The organism is Rhodococcus sp. P4_E4, assembly GCF_056401575.1.
The window spans coordinates 267877-287172 of record NZ_JBFUJB010000005.1; the positions used below are offsets into that span (position 1 = coordinate 267877).

21 protein-coding genes are annotated in these 19296 nt (G+C 63.7%); 9 read left to right on the forward strand and 12 right to left on the reverse strand.

The features are described from left to right. Positions 1 to 9: 9 nt before the first annotated feature. Both AC1DVN_RS08605 and AC1DVN_RS08610 read left to right on the forward strand, forming a co-directional pair. Positions 10 to 369 carry a BlaI/MecI/CopY family transcriptional regulator gene (locus AC1DVN_RS08605; RefSeq protein ID WP_477993707.1) on the forward strand — a complete coding sequence of 120 codons (360 nt, stop codon included), beginning with the start codon at positions 10 to 12 and terminating at the stop codon, positions 367 to 369. Next, positions 366 to 1313 (forward strand): M56 family metallopeptidase, encoded by a 948-nt coding sequence (locus AC1DVN_RS08610; protein ID WP_084325528.1) that lies wholly within the window; start codon positions 366 to 368, stop codon positions 1311 to 1313. The genes AC1DVN_RS08605 and AC1DVN_RS08610 overlap by 4 nt, the downstream gene beginning before the upstream one ends. Here AC1DVN_RS08610 and AC1DVN_RS08615 read toward each other — a convergent pair whose 3' ends face one another. Beyond that, the gene (locus AC1DVN_RS08615; RefSeq protein ID WP_029254185.1) at positions 1314 to 1958 is read right to left on the reverse strand and encodes a DsbA family protein; all 645 of its coding nucleotides are present in this window, start codon (positions 1956 to 1958) and stop codon (positions 1314 to 1316) included. A gap of 126 nt (positions 1959 to 2084) precedes the next feature. Here AC1DVN_RS08615 and AC1DVN_RS08620 point away from each other — a divergent pair, with 126 nt between their 5' ends. Next, on the forward strand, positions 2085 to 3026 hold the full coding sequence (locus AC1DVN_RS08620; RefSeq protein WP_283310317.1) for a cytochrome c oxidase assembly protein: 942 nt from the start codon (positions 2085 to 2087) through the stop codon (positions 3024 to 3026). A gap of 11 nt (positions 3027 to 3037) precedes the next feature. Here AC1DVN_RS08620 and AC1DVN_RS08625 read toward each other — a convergent pair whose 3' ends face one another. The 5 genes from AC1DVN_RS08625 to AC1DVN_RS08645 form a co-directional block, all read right to left on the reverse strand. Continuing rightward, the gene (locus AC1DVN_RS08625; RefSeq protein WP_020905744.1) at positions 3038 to 3583 is read right to left on the reverse strand and encodes a ferritin; all 546 of its coding nucleotides are present in this window, start codon (positions 3581 to 3583) and stop codon (positions 3038 to 3040) included. Positions 3584 to 3620: 37 nt separating this feature from the next. Then, positions 3621 to 4091 (reverse strand): hypothetical protein, encoded by a 471-nt coding sequence (locus AC1DVN_RS08630; protein ID WP_020968095.1) that lies wholly within the window; start codon positions 4089 to 4091, stop codon positions 3621 to 3623. Between the two features lie 99 nt (positions 4092 to 4190). Further along, positions 4191 to 5426 carry an LCP family protein gene (locus AC1DVN_RS08635; RefSeq protein WP_477993708.1) on the reverse strand — a complete coding sequence of 412 codons (1236 nt, stop codon included), beginning with the start codon at positions 5424 to 5426 and terminating at the stop codon, positions 4191 to 4193. A 148-nt stretch (positions 5427 to 5574) separates the two neighbouring features. After that, positions 5575 to 6396 carry a CPBP family intramembrane glutamic endopeptidase gene (locus AC1DVN_RS08640; protein ID WP_069146677.1) on the reverse strand — a complete coding sequence of 274 codons (822 nt, stop codon included), beginning with the start codon at positions 6394 to 6396 and terminating at the stop codon, positions 5575 to 5577. A gap of 10 nt (positions 6397 to 6406) precedes the next feature. Further along, the gene (locus tag AC1DVN_RS08645; RefSeq protein ID WP_019746383.1) at positions 6407 to 7186 is read right to left on the reverse strand and encodes a DUF2470 domain-containing protein; all 780 of its coding nucleotides are present in this window, start codon (positions 7184 to 7186) and stop codon (positions 6407 to 6409) included. A 139-nt stretch (positions 7187 to 7325) separates the two neighbouring features. On the opposite strand from AC1DVN_RS08645, the gene AC1DVN_RS08650 reads away from it, so the two are divergent. The 3 genes from AC1DVN_RS08650 to AC1DVN_RS08660 are packed head-to-tail and all read left to right on the forward strand — an operon-like array spanning position 7326 to position 9575. After that, positions 7326 to 7964 (forward strand): hypothetical protein, encoded by a 639-nt coding sequence (locus AC1DVN_RS08650; protein ID WP_069146676.1) that lies wholly within the window; start codon positions 7326 to 7328, stop codon positions 7962 to 7964. Between the two features lie 31 nt (positions 7965 to 7995). Further along, entirely contained in the window at positions 7996 to 8910 is a 915-nt protein-coding gene (gene pheA / locus AC1DVN_RS08655; RefSeq protein ID WP_097388053.1) for a prephenate dehydratase, read from the forward strand. Next, positions 8907 to 9575: a histidine phosphatase family protein gene (locus tag AC1DVN_RS08660; RefSeq protein ID WP_019746386.1), complete on the forward strand. Its 669-nt coding sequence runs from the start codon at positions 8907 to 8909 to the stop codon at positions 9573 to 9575. The genes pheA and AC1DVN_RS08660 overlap by 4 nt, the downstream gene beginning before the upstream one ends. Positions 9576 to 9585: 10 nt before the next feature. Here the strand turns inward: AC1DVN_RS08660 and AC1DVN_RS08665 are convergent, their stop codons facing one another. From AC1DVN_RS08665 to AC1DVN_RS08690, 6 genes are all read right to left on the reverse strand, one after another. Next, complete coding sequence (locus AC1DVN_RS08665) at positions 9586 to 11688, reverse strand: acyltransferase family protein (protein WP_477993709.1); 2103 nt, start codon at positions 11686 to 11688, stop codon at positions 9586 to 9588. Positions 11689 to 11728: 40 nt separating this feature from the next. Next, positions 11729 to 12481 carry an ESX secretion-associated protein EspG gene (locus tag AC1DVN_RS08670; RefSeq protein ID WP_477993710.1) on the reverse strand — a complete coding sequence of 251 codons (753 nt, stop codon included), beginning with the start codon at positions 12479 to 12481 and terminating at the stop codon, positions 11729 to 11731. Positions 12482 to 12546: 65 nt separating this feature from the next. Next, positions 12547 to 13815: a PPE domain-containing protein gene (locus tag AC1DVN_RS08675; RefSeq protein ID WP_477993711.1), complete on the reverse strand. Its 1269-nt coding sequence runs from the start codon at positions 13813 to 13815 to the stop codon at positions 12547 to 12549. Between the two features lie 68 nt (positions 13816 to 13883). Beyond that, positions 13884 to 14183, reverse strand: a complete 300-nt coding sequence (locus tag AC1DVN_RS08680; RefSeq protein WP_046377729.1) for a PE family protein — start codon at positions 14181 to 14183, stop codon at positions 13884 to 13886. Between the two features lie 134 nt (positions 14184 to 14317). After that, complete coding sequence (locus AC1DVN_RS08685; protein ID WP_007736028.1) at positions 14318 to 14668, reverse strand: metallopeptidase family protein; 351 nt, start codon at positions 14666 to 14668, stop codon at positions 14318 to 14320. 3 nt (positions 14669 to 14671) lie between these two features. Further along, positions 14672 to 15778 carry a septum formation family protein gene (locus AC1DVN_RS08690; protein ID WP_019746391.1) on the reverse strand — a complete coding sequence of 369 codons (1107 nt, stop codon included), beginning with the start codon at positions 15776 to 15778 and terminating at the stop codon, positions 14672 to 14674. 70 nt (positions 15779 to 15848) lie between these two features. On the opposite strand from AC1DVN_RS08690, the gene AC1DVN_RS08695 reads away from it, so the two are divergent. From AC1DVN_RS08695 to AC1DVN_RS08705, 3 genes are all read left to right on the forward strand, one after another. Continuing rightward, positions 15849 to 16244, forward strand: coding sequence for an ankyrin repeat domain-containing protein (locus AC1DVN_RS08695; RefSeq protein WP_003945404.1), 396 nt, complete (start codon positions 15849 to 15851; stop codon positions 16242 to 16244). Between the two features lie 65 nt (positions 16245 to 16309). Further along, positions 16310 to 17563, forward strand: coding sequence for a serine--tRNA ligase (gene serS / locus AC1DVN_RS08700; RefSeq protein WP_477993712.1), 1254 nt, complete (start codon positions 16310 to 16312; stop codon positions 17561 to 17563). Positions 17564 to 17927: 364 nt separating this feature from the next. Then, positions 17928 to 19296, forward strand: a 1369-nt coding sequence (locus AC1DVN_RS08705; RefSeq protein WP_477993713.1) for an Ig-like domain repeat protein, incomplete at its 3' end; no start/stop codon positions are given.

Genomic DNA, 19296 nt, shown 5'->3' on the forward strand with positions numbered 1-19296 from the left:
GGAGGAGCTATGCAGGGGCTGGGCGGACTCGAAGCCGAGGTCATGGATGTGATCTGGCAGTCCGACGACGCGCTCTCGGTCAAGGATCTGGTCGAGATCTTGGGTGAGCGTCGACAACTCGCGTACACCACCATCCTGACCGTCGTGACTCATCTCTACGACAAGGGCTGGGTGAGTCGTGAGAAGAAGAGTCGCGCCTACTTCTATCGGCCGAGTCGCAGCCGTGAAGAGGCCACATCCAGGGCACTGCGCGAATTGTTGGACAGCAGTTCCGATTCCGCTGCCGTGCTGTTGCACTTCGCGAAGACCGTGACGGACGCTGAGAACGAGGCCCTGCGCCGAGGACTTTCCGGGGAAGGTGCGCAATGACACTGGCCTTGCCGATGCTTCTCGGTGCGGTATTCGTCGGATTTTTGGTTCCGAGAGCGTTACGGGCCGTTTCCTCGACGTTGTCACCGACGGTGCTGCTCGCGGCGTGGCTCGGCAGTATGGCGTCGGCTCTCTATCTCGCTCTCTCCGCGGTCTTGGTTCTGGTGTGGCCGAGCCACGCGCCGGTCGAGGGGCTGGTCGACGGTATCGCTCGGTGTTTCAGCGCCTTCGCGCACGGCACGAGTTCATGGGTGGGTGAACTGATCACCGGCACAGCCGTTGGTGTGGTGGGTTTGATCGCTGTTCGGATCGTGCTGGCCGGCCGCAAACAGGCACGTGAGCACGCGAGAGTCCGAGATTTCCATCGTGATGTTCTCTCGATCGTCGCGCGCCGCGACAACTCGGAGTCCGACGTGTTGTGGTTGGATCATCCGCTGCCGATGGCCTACAGTGTCGCCGGAAAGCCTGGATTTGTTGTTGCGACACAAGGCTTGTCATCCGCTCTTACCGGGGGCGAGCGTGACGCGGTCCTCGCGCATGAGCGTGCGCACCTGAGCGGCGGTCATCACCGAATCGTCGGTGCCTGTGAAGTCTTGGCCGCTGTTCTGCCGGGAGTGCCGTTGTTCGCGGCGGCACCTGCTTCCGTCGGCGCGATCGTGGAACTGTCGGCGGACCGGCACGCCGCTCGCGTCACCAGCCCGGCTGCAGTGCGTTCCGCCCTTGCCGTGGTGTCGAAATCGCCGCTTCCTCAGCCGGACTGGAGTTTGGGCGATCGCGGCGGCGCGACCGCAGTGCGATTGCGTTCCCTGGTCGACGGCGACGTGGCGTCGCCTCGGCGACTGACGTGCGCGGTTGCGGCGTGCGTGCCGGCGGCCATCACGACGGCCGTTGCCGCAGCCGTGACGGTGGCCGTCTCCGCCGGTATCTGCGCTGTTCTGACCTGATCATTGCTCCAAGGCTGAGTCGATCTGGGCTTTCAGATCTTCGTAGCTCGGCATCTGGGCCAGCTTCACGTCGTTGAGGAACAGCGTCGGGGTGCCCTGGACGCCAAGGCGTTTGCCCTCGTTGAAGTCGCGCTCGACCCGCTCGCGGACGCCGCGGCTGCTGAGGTCGGATTCGAATCGGGTCATGTCCAGGCCGAGATCTTGTGCGTAGGAGCGAAACAGTGCCTCCTGCGATTCGGCGGATTCACCCCACTGCGACTGAGTCTCGTACATCCGCCGATACATCTCGACGAACTTGCCCTGGCGAGATGCGGATTCGACGACCTGCGCCGCGAGAGTGCTGTTGGTGTGACTCGGAATCGGAAAGTATCTGATGCCGAATGTGATTCGATCCTCGTACTCGGCTCTGATTCGCTCCATCGTCGGGTACAGCGCGAGGCAGGCCTCACATTCGAAGTCGAGGAACTCGACAAGATTCACTTTGTCGTCAGCGGCCGAGGTCAATCGGTACGCGTCGTCGGTCAGGACGGCGGTGGATTGTGCTGCCCGATCGGTGCTCTCGTTGTCCGCCCTGATCGGATCTACGGTGATGAACGTGATCAGTGCTACCGCGAACAACGCGATCAGGGCGGCGGATATCTTCATGCTTCTGGACACTGCTGTGTACCTTGACCTTCCGTCGAATACTTAAATACTATCCAACATAGTATTTAGGTGTAGAGTCGACGGTACCCGAAAGGATTCGAAGGAGGGTTCGCCCGTGAATCGGAGGTGAACGGTCTGGCGCCGCCGTCGATCGGACAGATGTTGACCTGGGACTTCTCGTCCCTGTCGCCTATTGTTCTGCTGGGAGCTGTTCTGGCGCTTTGGTATTGGTGGTCAATGCACCGTGTGCGTGCGCGGGGACGGCTATGGCCCTGGTATCGAACTGCGTGTTTTCTGGCCGGATGCTTGCTGTTGATCGCCGTGACCGGTTCGAAGGTCGAAAGTTACGGGAACGAACTCTTCAGTGTCTGGATGTTCCAACATTTGACGCTCTCGATGGCGATCCCGCCGCTGTGGGTGCTGGGCTCGCCAGGACTGTTGCTACTGCGTTCGACGTCGCATCGAGGTCCCGGGAGAAATGTTCTGGCGCTTGCACTGTCGGCATTGCGCAGCCGTCCGGCACGGTGGATGTTGCACCCCGGGTTCACGATCCCGGTCTTTCTGTTCAGCTACTACGGGATCTACCTGTCGCCGATCTTCGACGCCGTCTCGGGATTGCCGGCCGGACACGTCTTTCTCGAAATCTTCTTTCTCGCCAGCGGTCTGCTCTTCATCATGCCCGTGCTCGCCACCGGACCACTGCCGGTGCGGCAAAGCTATCTCGGCCGGTGTTTCGACCTTTTCGTGGAGATGCCGCTGCACGTGTTCATCGGAGTCGTTCTCATGATGGCGACAAAGCCGCTGCTGACCACGTTCGTGAATCCGCCTCCCGAGTGGGGCGTGGACGTGATGCAGGACCAGCAGTTGGCCGGTGCCCTTGCGTGGTCGTACGGTGAGCCCGTCGCGCTGGTGGTGGTCGTGATCTTCGCGATGCGCTGGAACCGGGACGACAAACGGATGAATGCCGCCCAGGACCGCCGCGCCGAGATCGACGGCGACAGTGATCTGGAGGCATACAACAACTTCCTCAGATCACTGAGCGCCGCCGAGCGGCCGGAGACTCGGTAGGCCGGTGGCCCTCAGACGCCGCCGCCGGCGGGTGTCGGCGCCATTGCGTCGGCAGCTGCCGGTGTGTTCATCTCGCGTGCGACAAACGTTTCGAGGTGGAAGAGGTTGTCGCCGGCACGGTCGACGATGGTGAGAAGTGTTGTCATGCTTGCAACTTCCTCGACCTGCTCCTTGAGGAACCACTGCATGAACTGCTCGCCCAGGTAGTCGCCGGTATCGCGCGCGGTGCGCGCCAACTGCGTGATCTGCTCGGTGACCGTCTTCTCCTGCTCGAGTGCCAATTCGACCGGAGCCCGGACACTGTCGAACTTCGTCACGACGTCGTCGACACCCGGTACGTCCACGTCGAGGTCGTTGTCGAGCAGGTACTGGATCATCATCATCGCGTGACCGCGTTCCTCGGTGGCCTGGCTGTAGAAGCGCGCGGCCATCTGCGGAAGATCGTGTGCATCGAAGTACACCGCTACCGCGATGTACTGCTGCGATGCAGTGAACTCGTTACGGATCTGCTGACGCAGCAGAGTGGTGAATTCGCTCGAGTTCTTCGCCTGTGTCATCCCAACAGATTACTGGGTCGGCGGCACGGACAGGGAGCTACTTGTTGTCGAGCTGATCGATGATGAAGTCGAGAGTTTCCGGCCGGTATCCGTAGACGAACGAGTCCTTTTCGCCGACGTACCAGTCGCCGCACTGGAAAGAACTGCCCTTCTCGACCCCCGTCGGCCACCACTGTGCGGACAGCGATGCCGGACGAGTTTCGACGGTAGGTCGTGCGATGCAGCTGTTGTGATCTATCTCCGTGATGTTCGCAGTCATGCGCAGGATGCGTTCGTTGCCGGTGGTGCGGATGACCTCGTCGATACCCGTCGCGCCGGCGGGAACCCAACTCGGCAGTGTGTCGATTCCGTTGGATGCTTTTGCAAAAGAGAAGGTTTCGGTTTTCTTGTATGCCTTCGACTCGTCGAACTTGTCGAAGGTGCCCGAGCAGGACGTGGCCAGTAAAGCCGCTCCGGCCGAGGCGGCGATGACGGCGGCGGTGCGGAATCGGCGGTGTGCTGTGTTCATACCTTCACGGTATTTTTCCGCCGGCCGTTCCGCGTCCTGCCGGAAAGCGATTTGTTCGCTCGGCCTGTCCTCCCGGGGTACTACCGAAACTCAGGGCAATCACCCCGTGGTGATCAGATCCTGCGGAATCTGCTGATCGTTGGCCAGGGCGTCGAAGAATTGCGAAGCGCGTGCCTTGTCCCACAACAACACGTTGCCCGACCCGTCCACGTCCTCGAAACCGGCGACGGGAACCGTCGTGGTGGTCATCCCGCCGCGAAGCGCCCAGGCGAGTGAGGCCAGATTCCAGATGTGATCGCCCTCGTCGACCTGCAAAGACTTGGCCGTATCGGAGACGAGCGGCCACAACCGGAACGGATTGAGGAACGTACTCGGACTCGTCGCCTTCGACAGCAACGCCGACATGAACTGGCGCTGGTTGTTCATGCGGTCGAGGTCTGCGAGCGCGGTTGCTCGGGTCCGCACGAACCCGAGTGCATCCGAACCCTTCAAGTCCTGGCATCCAGCGGGGAGGTTGATTCCGGCCAGCGGATCGTCGATCGCCTGCGTCAGGCATACATTGACGCCACCGACGGCGTCGACGATGCCGGCGAACCCGCTGAATCCGATCTCGGCATAGTGGTCGATGCGAAGTCCGGTTGCCTCCTCGACGGTCTGCACCAGCAAGGGGGCACCACCGAAAGCGAAGGCGGCGTTGATCTTGTCCGAGCCGTAGCCGGGAATCGGAATGTACGAATCGCGAGGGATGCTGACCATCGTCGTCTTCCCGCTCTTGGGAACGTGGACCAAGATGACCGTGTCAGTGCGCTTGGGGCCGGTGTCACCACCTGTCGCAAGCGCTTGCTCCTGCTCGGGTGTGAGTCCCTCACGACTGTCGGAGCCGACGATCAGCCAGTTCGTGCCCGGAGTATCGGCGACGCGTCCCGCGTAGTCGGGCAGCGCGTCGATTCGATTGAGCGAACTGTCGACGTAATAGACCGCGCCGGCCAGCGCGAGCAGCAAGACCAACAACGTGATGCCGATACGTTTACCCCAGCTACGACGCTTGCGTGGGCGTCGCTGCTTCGGGGGTTCAGGAGGGCGAGGCGGGGCGTTCGGCGGGGTTCGGCGCGGCGGCGCGGGTGCGTACTTCGCCTGGCGTTGCGGATCCTGACGCGGCGGCCCCTGCCTGCGGGGGTCGTCCTGGAACGGCTGCGGGCGTTGGGTCGGCGCCCAGTCCTCACGCCTGGGTTGCTGCGGCGCTTCTGGTGGGACCTGTGACCAGGCCTGATTGGCCGGATTCTGCTGCGGTGGACGTCCGTCGCGGCGAATGACCGTCGGCCCTTCGGGCGGCATCGGGGGGCGCCGCTGCGGGGGTGGGCCCTGACGGGGTGGCATCGGTCCACGCGGGGGCGGCTGGCGCCGCGGAGGTGGCCCTGGCGGCTGGCGCCGCGGAGGGCGCTGAGGATATTCGGAGTCGCCGGTCACCAGTTCACGGTACCGGTCACGGCAGCCAGGAGACGTGATCGCGCAGGAGGGCGTAACCGATGAACGCCACCATGTCGATGAGCGCGTGGGCGATGATCAGCGGCCACAGCTTGCCGGTGCGCTGCCAGTATCGACCGAACACGAGCCCCATGATCACGTTTCCCACACCGCCGCCGAACCCTTGGTAGAGGTGATAACTACCGCGCAGGAGCGAGGACGCGAGCAGAGATTTGTTCTCGCTCCAGCCGAGTGTTCGGAGGCGAGTGATCAGGTAGGCGACGACCAGTACCTCTTCGGCGCCCGAGTTTGCGATTGCGGACAGTACGAGGATCGGAACCCGCCACCAGTGGTCGTCGAGCGCGCTGGCTTGGACGGTGAGGTTGATGCTCAGTGCCTGAGCGACGAGGTAGAACAAGAGTCCGGGGAGGCCGATCACAGCGGCGAGGCCGAATCCCGGAGCTATGTCGCGACCGAATCGAGGTTTGGGAGTCAGGCCCGCAGCACGTGGACCGATCCCCGAACGCCACAGTAGATAGAGTCCCAGCGCTGCCCACGCGAGAAGCTTTGCAACGCCGAGTAATTGGCGCGCCAGGTCGATCCAGTCGATGGCAGCTCGCGACGGGTTGAGTGCAACCGTCTGATCCGAGAGCGCAACCGGCGTCGCCAAGGATTCGGCGAGCGAAAGGATCCCGGACAATCCGCTGAGCCCGAAGGTGACCAGCAGAACGATGGTGATCTCGATCCGGATTCCGCGTCTGGCGGCGGGATCTAGTTCCGGGCCGGTTCGAACGGGAGACGGCGGCCGTAACCAGGTGCGGACGGTTTCGCGGGCATTCACCCGCGCAACGCTAGCCGTTTGCAGCGCCACCCGATCGGAGGCCGTTGAGGAAAGGGCACCCGACCAGCATTCGGATGGCGCGGCTCAGTGCGGGAGCGTCGTCGACGGGGTTGGCGAACGGCATCCACACGTCGCGGTCACCGGTGTGATCCTCGACCCGCAGGCGCAGTCCGTAGCGGTCGATGCCGAGTGGGCGAACGCGTCCGGTGCGCATGTACGGGGGAAGCTTGCGCACGAGCAGGTCCACGAGATCGCGGTGGTCTTCGTCGAGATGCTGCAGCCACGCCGTCTCCATTTCCCAGAAGGGATCGGGGCTGGCGTTCAGCAGTTCGTCCACGGCGACGGGCTCTGCGCCCGTCGAGTCGGCGACAACGGCCGAGGCCAGGCTCAGGCGAAGGAGGACCGAGGTGTGGCCGATGTCGAGGAGCCCCGGGTGGGGATGTTCGGATGCGACGTCGTCGGCGAGAACGCGTGCCTCGTAGTCGGGCACGGCGTGTAACGAGCCGCGAAGCCACACGAGGGAGCGCACGGGCTCACGCAGACGCAGTGGTGCGTGATCGGTGATCTCGAGGACGGCAGGCAGTCCGCCGCCGCCGGAGTTCCAGGCCAGGGCCGCAGCTGCGGAGGCATGTGGGACTGCAACGACGACGTCACCGTTCGAACGCAGGTGATGCACCGACGTGACGGTGGGATCGCTGCCTTCGATGGCGAGAACTGCGTCCTGTGCGCGCACACAGGCGCTGCGGACGCGTTCGGCGGTGGACGGGCCGGTGCTGGTCTTCGTTGCCATGCTGCCCCCTTGGCGGGTGTTCTCTCGAACTCCATCGGATGATGAGGTAACCCTAACCTAAGGCGCTTCGGTGTGAATCGCAAGACTTTTGCGCAACTCGCGTGGAATCCGCCGCCTGCGCCGGGGTTACGGTTTGTCTGTGGCCATTCCTCTTTCACTCGGGCTGCCCGCCCCGAGAAACTCGCGCGGACTTCTCGAAGCACTCTTTCTCCCGGTCGTTCCGGCTTCGGCGCTGGTCGGTGGCGAAGCAGCAGGCCGGGTTGTCGTTCGCCTCGATATCGATCCGGAAGAACTGCGTGCGGACACGGAAGCGTCGTACGAGGCCGTCCGTTTCGACGTCGACGTCACCACCGACCAGATCGACGACGCGATCGCGCTACGTCTGCCCGCTCCGCTCGCGGTGTACGTCGACGGCGGCGAAGAGGATCTGACACCCGCCGAAGCGGCGCTGCGCCTGTGTGAAGGTGGACGGATCCCCGGACTCGCCGCCGGTCGTACGCCCACCGAAGTGGCTGATTTCCTGGCGGTACTCGCGCACGAGTCCGTCGGTTTCGTAGCCCGCGCAGCCGACGGCGACGAGGTGATCGCCCTACTGTGTGGCACCGTCGCTGCACTGCGCGGCGACGACGTGCGCGCCGCGATAGTCGATCCGAAGCCCGAAAAACTCGCCGCGCTGATCCCGGAAGCCGCGTCCGCGATGCGCGAGGTGCTGCTCACGATCGAGGTCGCGGATCTGCCTGCGGTGGAAACGGCTCTGCGTGCCGCGGGTTTGCAGTGACCGGCGTGGGTCGATGCGTAATCTTTTAGGCGTGCCAAGAATCGCGTATTTCGGTCCGTCGGGAACCTTCACGGAGATAGCTCTCGCCCAGTTGGAGGCTGAGGGCGCGTTCGGCGAAACCGTCGAGCGAGTACCGGCCGGCAGTCCGCCGGCGACTCTCGACATGGTTCGCGACGGTTCCGTGGACGGGGCCGTAGTTCCCTTCGAGAACTCGGTGGAAGGCGGCGTAGCTCCGACGCTCGATTCACTCGCTCTCGGTTCGCCCCTGCAGATCGTCGCCGAAACCGATCTGGACGTGAGTTTCTCCATCCTGGTTCGGGCCGGGACCACCGCCGACCAGGTCCGCACGATCGGCGCGTACCCGCATGCGGGCGCACAGGTCCGCGGTTGGATCTCCGAGCACCTGCCCCAGGCCGAGGTGGTGTTGGCCTCGTCCAACGCCGGTGCGGCGCTGGACGTGCAGGCCGGAACGGTCGATGCCGGTGTGTCCACGGCTTTGGCCGGTCAGATGCTCGGACTCGACAGCCTGGCGGACAACGTCGCCGATGTGGGCGGCGCCCGTACACGCTTCGTGCTGGTCACCAAGCCGGCTCCGGTTCCCGAACGGACCGGTGCCGATCGCACCGCGCTGGTGCTTCACCTCGACAACGCTCCAGGCTCCCTGGTGCGCGCACTCTCCGAATTCGCCGCTCGCGGTATCGATCTGACTCGGATCGAATCGCGTCCGATGCGAACGGAATTGGGTACGTACCGGTTCTTCGTGGACTGCGTCGGACACGTCGAGGACTCGCTGGTGGCCGAGGCGATGCGTGCACTGCATCGGAAATCCGGAGTCCGCTTCCTGGGGTCGTGGGCGACAGCGAATTCGACCGGGCCACAACCTCCTTCGGACGAAGAAGCGATTCGGTGGATCGACGAACTCAAGCATGGAGGGGGAGAACGATGACCGGAAGGCTCATCCTCGTTCGGCACGGTCAGACGGAGGCGAATGTCGCCAAACGTCTCGACACCGCTCTGCCCGGAGCAAAGCTCACGCCGGAAGGGTTGGCGCAGGCCGAGACGTTGGGCATCGGCCTGGCTTCGGCTCCTCCTCTGGCGCTCGTATCGTCCTTGGCTTTGCGTGCCCGGCAGACAGCAGGTTTTGTGGAGCAGGCCGCCGGTGTATCCCTGGATGTGCGGGACGGACTGCACGAGGTCCAGGCCGGTGACCTCGAGGATCGCACCGACGAGGCCGCGCACCGACTGTTCATGGAGACGTTCCATCACTGGCACACCGGCAACCTCGGCGCTCGCATTCCCGGCGGTGAAACGGGATACGACGTCCTGGAACGGTACGTCCCCGTCGTCAATGCGCTGCGCGAAGAATTTCTCGAAGGCTCACGAGACGGCGGCGACATCGTCGTGGTGAGTCATGGTGCTGCGATTCGTCTTGTCGCCGCCCAGCTTGCCGGTGTCCCCGGACTGTTCGCAGCCAACAACCACTTGGCCAACACCGAGACCGTCGAACTGTTGCCCTCAGCTGATGGCGGCTGGGAGTGCCTACGCTGGGGAGCCGTCAACCCGCCGTTCGAGCACCGACTCATCCCCGGCGCCGACGACGTGATGGGCTGACCGGACTGCTTCACCACCAACCGGTCTGGACGCTCAGTTGGCGCCCGAGTTCAGCGGAAAGTGTGCTCACGTAGCTGGCTGTCAGGTGGTGGGAATCGTGATACACCAACACATTTCCCTCCACGACGCGGCACAACTCCGGTCCGCACACACCGTCGCTGAGATCGAGTAGGCGGACGTTGGTCAGATCGGCAATTGCCGACGGCGCCGGATTGACGTCGCTGAGCATTTCGGACCGTGGCATCGCGCAGTGATCGGGTGACGTGGTTGTCGCCAGACAGTCGATCGCGCGGTAGGCGACGCCGTCGTGGTGCAGCCAGGGGGTATCGCGGATGGCGAGGACGTCGATACCGTCGCGCTCCAGTTCCTGCCAGACGTGAACGTACGACTCTGGCGTCACGTCACCAGGGCCGTCGGAACTCGGCCTGGTTGCCGTCGTGAACACGAAATCGGGTGAGGCGTCGGCCAACTCGGTCAGCACTCCACGCGACCAGTCGACACAATCCGGATAGTCGTTGTCCGACAACGTCTGCATGGAGTCGACGGTGAGCGGGCAGCCCATCTTCAGATACGTGTCGACGCGGAACCCGTGACTCTTGCCGAGTTCGTCGAGCGCAGTGAGCCAGTGCTCGGAGTGCGAACCACCCGCGAGCGCGATGGTTCTGTCTGCATCGGCGTCGCCATAGGTGCAGTGGACGACGTCCCGCTCGAGAAAATCGGCGATACAGCCGTCGAGCGTACTGGCCGGAAGGTCCAGTGGCGCATCGAAGATCGAGGGAACCATCGACGCCTTGGGTACTTCGGCACCGTCGGTGAGCGCGAGTGCGCCGGGATGGGTCGGGAGGTCGAGGGTGTCGACCGCCCGCTGGCCCGTCGTCTGGCTGCTCGCGTACGACTGCCAGGCGACCGAAGCGGCGAGGACCGCGGCAGCGGTGACGACGCATGCCAGGACGGTGTACCGGCGCGAGCGGCCTCCGCGCTCCACCGGAACCTCGACCAGGCGCCGGAGTGCAAGCGCCCCCGCGACGGAGAGGGCGATGATCAGTGCCCCGCCGAGCAGGCCGGCTTCGGGGCGTCCGGAGATCACGAGTGCAAACACCAGAATCGGCCAGTGAATCAGGTACAGCGCGAATGCGAACGAGCCGAGCCACGTCAGTGCCGGATGGGCGAGCGTCTTCGACGTCCAAGGTGCGTCGTCGCCGACTCCGGACAGTATCAACGCAAGAGTGGCCAGCACCGGTACCAGCGCCCACGGGCCGGGGAACTGCTGGGCGCCGTCGAGCACTATGCCGCACAACAGGATCGACGAAAGCCCCGCCCAGCCGATCGTCGCTCTGACCGAGAACGGCAGGGATGCGATCTGCCGACTGCGCGTGCTGGTCATCAGAACGGCCAGCAGACCACCGAGGGCCAATTCCCACAACCTGGCGCCGGAGTCGTAGTACGCCCAGGCTTGGTGACGCGAAGATTTGGCGAGTGCGTAGAGAAAAGATCCTGCGGTCAGAACCAGAAGGGTGACCGCGAGTGACGGGCGGAAATAGTTGGGATTCACGCGTGAAGCCACATAAGCGATCACGGAGACGAGTGCGATGGCCAGGAGATAGAACTGACCTTGCACGGCCATCGACCACAGGTGCTGCAGGGGAGTGACCGAGCCGTCGGCGGCCAGGTAGTCGCTTGCGGTGCTGGCGAGCTGCCAGTTCTGGAAGAACCCGAGCACCGCGATCAGTTGATCGCCCAGATCGGCCCAGCGTGTGCGTGGCAGCAGCAACGCGGTCCCCAGTGCGGTCAAAATGCTGACCACCGCGATCAGGGGGAACAGCCGCAGAAACACCCGCCGCAGTGCCGGGACCGGGTTGAGTGAACCCCCGGCTTCGGCGCGTCGAACCAGTGAGCCGACGAAGAAGTATCCGGACAGAACCAGGAAGACGTCCACCCCGCCCGATACCCGTCCGAACCACACGTGGAATACGACCACCAAACCGATGGCGAGGCCACGCAGTCCGTTCAGGTCTTGTCGGTGCGGTGTTGTTGCCCGTACTTCGTTCGGCCGGTCGATCGTGGCGACCGAGCCTTGTTCGCCCGGTGACGACGGTTGACGCGAGAACTGCATGCTGAAGTAAGGCTCCGGGCGTTGAAGGGACGCCCCGAGGTTACCCGGAAGTCTCCGGCGTCGATTCCTCGAGTTCGGTTACCAGCGCGTTCACGGCTTGTCGCAGGCGATGGAGTGTTCCGGAACTGATGGACGTCCACTCGGTGCCGTCGGCAGCCCGAGTAGTCGAACCCACGAGCCGCCCGGCCAAGGTGTCGTACACAGTCACTGCGCCGGTCATGAGCGTCGTCGCTCCCAAACTGTGTGGTATTCCAACCAATTCGGCGAAGGCAGTGCATGTGACGATTGCGCTACCCAGTTGGCGTGCGTCATCTTCGAGTATCCCGGCGTTGATCAAGGCCGAGCTCACGCTGTCTGCATCCGGGCCGGCGCCGAATGCCAGGCTGAGCATCTCGGTCGGTGCGTTGATCACGGCAATCGGCATTGCTTCGGCGCTGCCGAGCGCGGTGACAACGGGTGCAGCTGGTTCGGTGGTGACACTGCGTAATGCGAACGAAGAATCGGTTGAAGTTGCTTCGACACAAAGGAACTCGCCCTGTGCGACGCAGAGGCGTGAAATCCTTCCACCGACATGCCGACGCAGCGCCAACTCCCACTTGGGGTGGGTCAGGACGCGCAGGCGGGCACTGAGTTCGTGATGGATCTCCCCGCCGGGGAGGAGATCGCGCTCGGAGAGTGAATCTGCCGCGGACTGCATCGCCGTATGGTGAGCGCTCGCACTGGCGTGAACCGTCGCGCCACCGAGAACCACGGGAAGCGCATCGAGCCCGAGTCGCTCACGTACATAGTCCATTTCGTCCTGTGACAGGGCGACGACAGGCAAATTCCACCCATCAGGTGAGGTGCCGAGGTCCACCATCAACGCTCTGCAGTTTCGAGTGCGCCACCGATCACGGACGGGATGACTGTTCGGCCGTCGGCGAAGTGCTCGAAGTGCTTCAGGTAATCAGGTGTGTCGTGCTCGGTCTCGTCTTCAGATTGGGCCGCATGACGGCCGCCGGCGATCGGCGCAGATCCGCCCGCGGTTCGGGACGGATCCACTTTGACGGTATCCACGGTGCCCTGAACCGGCGAGGTCACGGGGTTCTGGCGCGCGGCGCTCTGGCCGGTGGAGGGATCCGGAAGAGCGTGCCGGCCGGTGCTGCTGCTCGACGACGAGCCCGCGAATGCTCCGGCTCCGGTGGTCGCGGAAGCTGCGCTGACCTGTGCCGTTGCCCGACTTGCCGACGGGGTGCCGAACAGTGATGGTGTGGAAGCGCCGAGTCTCGCGCCGCCGAGCCCTGCGCCACCGAGACCTGCGCCGCCCAGTCCGGTGAGTCCTGCTCCGGCCGTCGCGAGAGTTGATGCGGCAGTGGTGGCGCCCGTGACGGCGGTGGTCGCGGCACTGACGGCGGCCGACGCTCCACCGGAGATGGCACCGGCCTGTGAGGCAGCGGCGGCAAATACCGGGTTGGAAACTACGGATGCGACAGCAGCGGTTGCGGCGCGCACGGGATCCGCGATTACGTCAGCGAGCGTTGATGCCGCTTGCGCGACGGACTGTCGTGCGGCGTTGCCTGGGCTTTCGGCCGAAGCGGATGCCCCAGCTGTGGGTTCCGCGATGGACGGTGGTGAGTCGAAGTTCTGCTGCACGGCCAGATGCGTCGTTGCGGCGTCGTACGTTTCCATCGTCACCGCCGCTCGAATTTTGAGTGCTTCTTCGGCAGCCTCGGCGGCAGCGGCCCCGCCGACCAGGGCCCCGCCGATGGAGTACGCGGCGACCTTGGCCGCTTGAACCGCCGCGATCTCCGCCAGGGACGGCATGGCCAGGGTGGCGACGGTGTAGGAACCGAACTGCACTTGGGCTTTACCAGCGGTTTCTCCCGCGAGCAGCGCGGCCGAGGCAGCCCATTCCTGGAACGGTGCGAACTTGCTCAACGCGGCATCCGCGGCTTCTCCTGACCACCCGGTGCGAAGGTCCGCCATCACGCGAGAGATGGACGCAGCGGTGTCGGTCAGTCCGGACGACACGGTGGACCAGGCCCCGGCCGCCACACCGAGAGGGACCGGCCCGGCCCCGGCGACCAGTGCTGCAGAGTTGGGTGCTGCGCCCCGTGGATACCAGATGACGCCGGTGATGCCGACCATTGTTCTTCCCCCCAGGAAGTGTGACTGTGTTGCCGAGTTGCCGAGTTGCCGAGTTCGATTTCTGTCGATCAGATCGGTGCGACTGCCAGGCTGGACTTGGTGAGCTGGTCTTCGAGCTCGTAGGCAGCTGCATTCTTGCGCAGAGCTGCCGCAGCCGCGGTGAGCTCCTCGATTGCCCGATCGGTGGACGAGGCAAGGCTGCCCGAGATGGTGTTGAAGTAATTTGCCGCGCTACCGGACACTTCCTCGGATCCGGCTGGGAGAACGCGTAGCGTCGGCTGCGCAGTAGAGACGATTCCGCGCAATCGCGTCGCCGCAGACTCGAGTTCCATTGCGGCGGCAACTAGGGCTTGAGGGTCGACGTACATAGTGCCGAACTCCTTCCTGACCAGGGCGGATAAGTGGCCGGGAGGTCGTGCACACAGCCGTAGAAATCCCCCCCGCACATAGTTTGATGCATGCCGGCCGCTTTTGGTTCCCCCGAAATCGGACGACTTTGCCCTCAGCCCCAGCCGAGTTCGTGCAATCTGTCTTCTTCGATACCGAAGTAGTGCGCGATCTCGTGGATGACGGTCACGGCAACCTCGTGAACAACCTCGTCCTCGGATGCACAGATGTCGAGTATCGAATCGCGGAAAATAGTGACCGTGTCCGGCAGGTACCCACCGTAATGAGAATCCCGCTCGGTCAGAGCGACGCCCTGATACAAACCGAGCAGCCCCGGTTCTTCCTCGTCACGTGCTTCGACAAGCACCACGACGTTGTCGATGGCCTTGGCAAGTTCGGGCGGAATCAGATCGAGCGCCTCGCCGACCAGTTCCTCGAACCGGTCGGGCGTCATAGTCACCGTCATGGCTTACGACGGCGGAGCTGCGCCGGGCAACGGCGTCGGCAACGACCGACCTTCCGGTGCAGCGGGTGGCGGGACCGGAGCGGCGCCGTTGATCAGGATTTCGCCCTTGGCGCTTCCGGTGATCGCGGCAAACCCGCCGGTTTCGACCTCTTTGCCGATCGAACAATTGACTCGGCGGCTACCGGCCAACCAGCTTTCCAGTGAAATGTTGTCCCAGAACAGCGTCAGCGTCTTGTCGCGAAGCGCGTCAGCGGAACCAAGGTACTCGTTGGACGCCTGAGTGCAGACGCCCTCGAGGTAACGGTCCTGATCTTCGACAGACGGCATTGCGCCCGGGAACTGAGTGCCGAGGTCGATCACCGAAATAACCTCGTATGCATGCGGTTTCGCGCAATCGACCGGATCGGTCGGGAGGTTCTGGTTGATGCCGATGCACGTGCCGACGTCCCACACGTTCGACTGGTCCTGGTCCGCCACGCGGCCCACGAACGGTTGTAGTTCGCCGGTCGTGGTCGAGAACTGCAAGCCGCAACGCAGTGCGCGCTCGCCCGAAGCCCAACCCGATTCGCTCGGGAACATCAGGCCGACGCTGAACTTGCCCTTGGGATCGAACTTCGAATCGAGGTAGGACATGACGATGGGTGTGCAGTGCTCGTCGCGGAGTTCGGCGAATCGAAGGGCGCCCGGGTACCGGGAACCGGGGCCGAACTCGGCGCCGGGGAACACCGACAGGTCGAGTGGTCCGGCAACCTCGAAGCGGTGTTCAGTTCCGCACTGAACCTTTGACATGTCCGTGCGGTCCCCGCCCGACTCGGTCGCAGGCGTCCAGTTGAGGCAGTCGCCGGCCGCAGCCGCGGTGAAGGCGTCGTCGCGAGTAGATCCCGTCGCTGCTGGACCGCCACCACTGACACTGACCGAGGACGAGTCGTCCTTGTTCAATCCGCCGGAAATCGCGATCGTTGCGATCGCGGCGACCACCGCACCTACCGCCACAGCAGCCAGGACCCGACGGGTGCGACTCGCTGAGACAGTTTTCTTCGCCGGCGTCCCCTGGGGATCTGCCGGATCTGGCGACTTCTCGATCTTGTCTTCGGACATCGATTCCATCATGCCTGTTGCCGTGGCGATATCGAACCTTCACTACAAAACTCACAAACGCGTCTGTGAGTATTTTGTAGTCATGAGCGAAAACACCCCACTCGATCCCGAGGCTGTCGAGCTGGCGGGCCGGCTCTTCGACATGGCACGAACCGGCGACGCGGCCGGGCTGGCGTCGTACGTCGATGCTGGAGTTCCCGTCAATCTGACCAACGAGAGTGGCGACACGCTCGTCATGTTGGCGGCGTATCACGGTCACGCTGACGCCGTCGTTGCCTTGATCGAGCGCGGCGCCGACGTCAACCGGCCCAACGACAAGAACCAGACGCCCCTCGCCGGGGCCGTCTTCAAGGGCGAGGATGCGGTGGTGAAAGCGCTGGTGAGCGGGGGAGCCGACCCGAAAGGCGGACACCCGACGGCCGTCGACGCGGCTCGGATGTTCGGACGCGAGGACTACCTGAGTCTGCTCGAATCGTGATCTCCCCCTCTCCGACGTGGACGTGACCGTCGGCGAGCTGCGGTGAGTGGGTAAAGTTCGAAGTCGTGATTGACCTCAAGTTTCTCCGTGAGAACCCCGAAATCGTCCGCGAGTCGCAGCGCACCCGTGGAGAAGATCCAGGACTGGTCGACGCTCTGCTCGAAGCCGACGCGTCCCGACGCGCTGCCGTTCTGACCGGAGACAACCTCCGCGCAGAGCAGAAGGCCTTCGGCAAGAAGGTCGGACAGGCATCTCCGGAGGAGCGTCCCGCGCTGCTCGAGGGTTCCAAGGAACTGGCGGCCAAGGTCAAGGAAGCCGAGGCCGCGCAACACGAGGCGCAGGCCGCGCTCGACGCCGCACACCGCGCGATTTCCAACGTCGTACAAGAAGGTGCGCCGGCCGGCGGCGAGGACGATTACATCGTGCTCGAACACGTCGGTGAGATTCCGAAGTTCGACTTCGAGCCGAAGGATCACCTCGAGCTGGGTGAGTCGCTCGGCCTGATCGACATGGAACGCGGCGCCAAGGTTGCGGGTTCGCGCTTCTACTTCATGACCGGCTACGGAGCCATGCTCCAGCTCGGACTGCTGCAGTTGGCTGCGCAGAAGGCGATCGCCAACGGATTCACGATGATGATTCCGCCGGTGCTCGTACGCCCGGAAATCATGGCGGGTACCGGCTTCCTCGGTGCTCACTCGGACGAGATCTACCACTTGCAGGATGACGACCTGTACCTTGTCGGAACTTCCGAGGTACCCATGGCCGGCTACCACTCGGGCGAGATCCTCGAACTGAACGAAGGCCCGAAGCGTTACGCCGGTTGGTCCTCGTGCTTCCGCCGTGAGGCCGGTAGCTACGGGAAGGACACCCGCGGCATCATCCGTGTCCATCAGTTCGACAAGGTCGAGATGTTCACGTACTGCCGTCCCGAGGATGCCGACGCCGAACACCAGCGTCTCCTCGGCTGGGAGCGAGACATGTTGGCCGCCATCGACGTTCCTTACCGCGTGATCGACGTCGCCGGCGGAGATCTCGGTTCTTCGGCTGCGCGTAAATTCGACTGCGAGGCATGGGTTCCGACGCAGGGCACCTACCGCGAGCTGACATCGACGTCCAACTGCACGACTTTCCAGGCCCGCCGCCTCGGAGTTCGGTACCGCGACGAGAACGGCAAGCCGCAGACGGCTGCCACTCTCAACGGCACCCTGGCAACGACGCGCTGGATCGTGTCGATTCTCGAGAATCATCAGCAGGCCGACGGCTCGGTGCGAGTGCCCGAGGCATTGGTGCCGTTTGTCGGCACGGATGTGCTTCGCTGACACGCTGAACCAACACCATCAGGGCCGCGACGGACTCCGTCGCGGCCCTGATTCGTACTTTCGTACTGGTAGGTTTGGAACTTTTTCTGAACTGGCGGAATATCAAATTTTTCCCGCCGATTGACGAGTTGACCACCAAAAGCGTTGTCGATAGACCGCTTTGGCGTTAGTTTTGCGTTCAATCGGGCTTCCATACCCTGCTTTTCCATCCCCCGTCAGGTGATGTGAGGGTGAGTCCGGGGTGAATTGGACAAGTGTCTTGCCAAAAGTAGTACACGTACTAGTTTTTTCGTTATGTTGTGACGGCGCGCACACGTTTTGTCCGAATCCACTGCTTATGTTTGCCCTTCCGAAGGAAGTGCCCATGCCCCAAATCTCTCAGTTGCGGCGATTCGCCGTGCCCATAACCGGAACCGCCATGGTCGCGGGGATGCTGCTGATCGGCACGCCCGCATCCGCCGCGATCTCGACCACCGGTTTCAAAACAGCGTGTGTCGCAGGCTCCATCATCGGAGACGTCCACAAGGTCACCGACAACCTCATCACGGTCGACGCACCCGCTTCTGTCCAACCCGGCGAGACTTTCACCTACCGAATTCAGCCGAGCGGAACGTCGTATCCGGACAAGGATTCCGGCGCGACGACTACGAACCTGTCACGTCTCAAGGTCGACTACGCAATCCCGGCCAACGCGACGTTCGTTTCCGCGGCCGTCGTCGCGGGCACCTCGGTCGGACTCGACAGCGTCGCACCGAACGTTCTCAGGGTCAACGACTCTGGCAACGTCGACGGTAGCGGCGGGATCCTTCGGCTGTCCGGAAACAACCAGGTGATCGGCAACAGTCCGACGACGAGTACCAACTCGGAGGGAGGTATTCGAGTACCGAAGTCCAAGAAGAACCTCGATGGCTCGACAAACGGCAACGGAGACACCTGGTTCCGGCTTCCCGCAGTCGACGTAACAATGGTCGCTGGTGCGACGGGAGTGATCCAACCGAAGGTGAGGACCGCGGGTACGGCCGGCAACCTCGGTGCCAGCGAAAACTTCAGCACTCAGCTCGCAAAGGCGAGTTTCCTTGGTACACAGTGGGCGCCGACCCGTTGCTCGCCCCGCGAGAACAAGGACACCACACCGCTCAATGCCGGCGCGGGTCCGCTTGCGACAATCAGCATTGCTTCGGCTCCGGTCGATGTGGAGACGACGACGTCGTTGTCGGTTCCGGCGACGGCGATCACGGGTGCGGCGGTTGATCTGACCGCGACGGTGGCTCCGAACAACGCTGTCGGTACGGTGCAGTTCAAGTCGAACGGCACGGCCATTGGTTCGCCGGTGACAGTCTCTGCGGGTGTTGCGACGCTGTCGCATTCCTTCGATGCTGCTGGCGCTCAGAGCGTTACCGCTGACTTCACCGCCGGTGCAGGGTTTGTCAGCTCCTCGGCGTCCGCTCAGACGGTGACCGTTTCGGATCCGGCTCCGGTCGATGTCGAGACCACGACGTCGCTCTCGGTTCCGGCGACGGCGATCACGGGTACGGCGGTTGATCTGACTGCGACGGTTGCTCCGAACAATGCTGTGGGTACGGTGCAGTTCAAGTCGAACGGCACGGCCATTGGTTCGCCGGTGACAGTCTCCGCGGGTGTTGCGACGCTGTCGCATTCCTTCGATGCTGCTGGTGCACAAAGTGTTACCGCTGACTTCACCGCTGGTGCAGGGTTTGTCAGTTCCTCGGCGT

Coding starts and splice junctions, on each gene's coding strand:
- AC1DVN_RS08690 (WP_019746391.1), bottom strand. CDS start 15,778: ATGATGGAATCGATGTCCGAAGACAAGATCGAGAAGTCGCCAGATCCG.
- AC1DVN_RS08680 (WP_046377729.1), bottom strand. CDS start 14,183: ATGTACGTCGACCCTCAAGCCCTAGTTGCCGCCGCAATGGAACTCGAG.
- AC1DVN_RS08665 (WP_477993709.1), bottom strand. CDS start 11,688: ATGCAGTTCTCGCGTCAACCGTCGTCACCGGGCGAACAAGGCTCGGTC.
- AC1DVN_RS08645 (WP_019746383.1), bottom strand. CDS start 7,186: ATGGCAACGAAGACCAGCACCGGCCCGTCCACCGCCGAACGCGTCCGC.
- AC1DVN_RS08610 (WP_084325528.1), top strand. CDS start 366: ATGACACTGGCCTTGCCGATGCTTCTCGGTGCGGTATTCGTCGGATTT.
- AC1DVN_RS08630 (WP_020968095.1), bottom strand. CDS start 4,091: ATGAACACAGCACACCGCCGATTCCGCACCGCCGCCGTCATCGCCGCC.
- AC1DVN_RS08615 (WP_029254185.1), bottom strand. CDS start 1,958: ATGAAGATATCCGCCGCCCTGATCGCGTTGTTCGCGGTAGCACTGATC.
- AC1DVN_RS08670 (WP_477993710.1), bottom strand. CDS start 12,481: ATGGACTATGTACGTGAGCGACTCGGGCTCGATGCGCTTCCCGTGGTT.
- AC1DVN_RS08635 (WP_477993708.1), bottom strand. CDS start 5,426: ATGCCGCCCGAAGGGCCGACGGTCATTCGCCGCGACGGACGTCCACCG.
- AC1DVN_RS08660 (WP_019746386.1), top strand. CDS start 8,907: ATGACCGGAAGGCTCATCCTCGTTCGGCACGGTCAGACGGAGGCGAAT.
- AC1DVN_RS08675 (WP_477993711.1), bottom strand. CDS start 13,815: ATGGTCGGCATCACCGGCGTCATCTGGTATCCACGGGGCGCAGCACCC.
- AC1DVN_RS08625 (WP_020905744.1), bottom strand. CDS start 3,583: ATGACACAGGCGAAGAACTCGAGCGAATTCACCACTCTGCTGCGTCAG.
- AC1DVN_RS08605 (WP_477993707.1), top strand. CDS start 10: ATGCAGGGGCTGGGCGGACTCGAAGCCGAGGTCATGGATGTGATCTGG.
- AC1DVN_RS08685 (WP_007736028.1), bottom strand. CDS start 14,668: ATGACGGTGACTATGACGCCCGACCGGTTCGAGGAACTGGTCGGCGAG.
- AC1DVN_RS08695 (WP_003945404.1), top strand. CDS start 15,849: ATGAGCGAAAACACCCCACTCGATCCCGAGGCTGTCGAGCTGGCGGGC.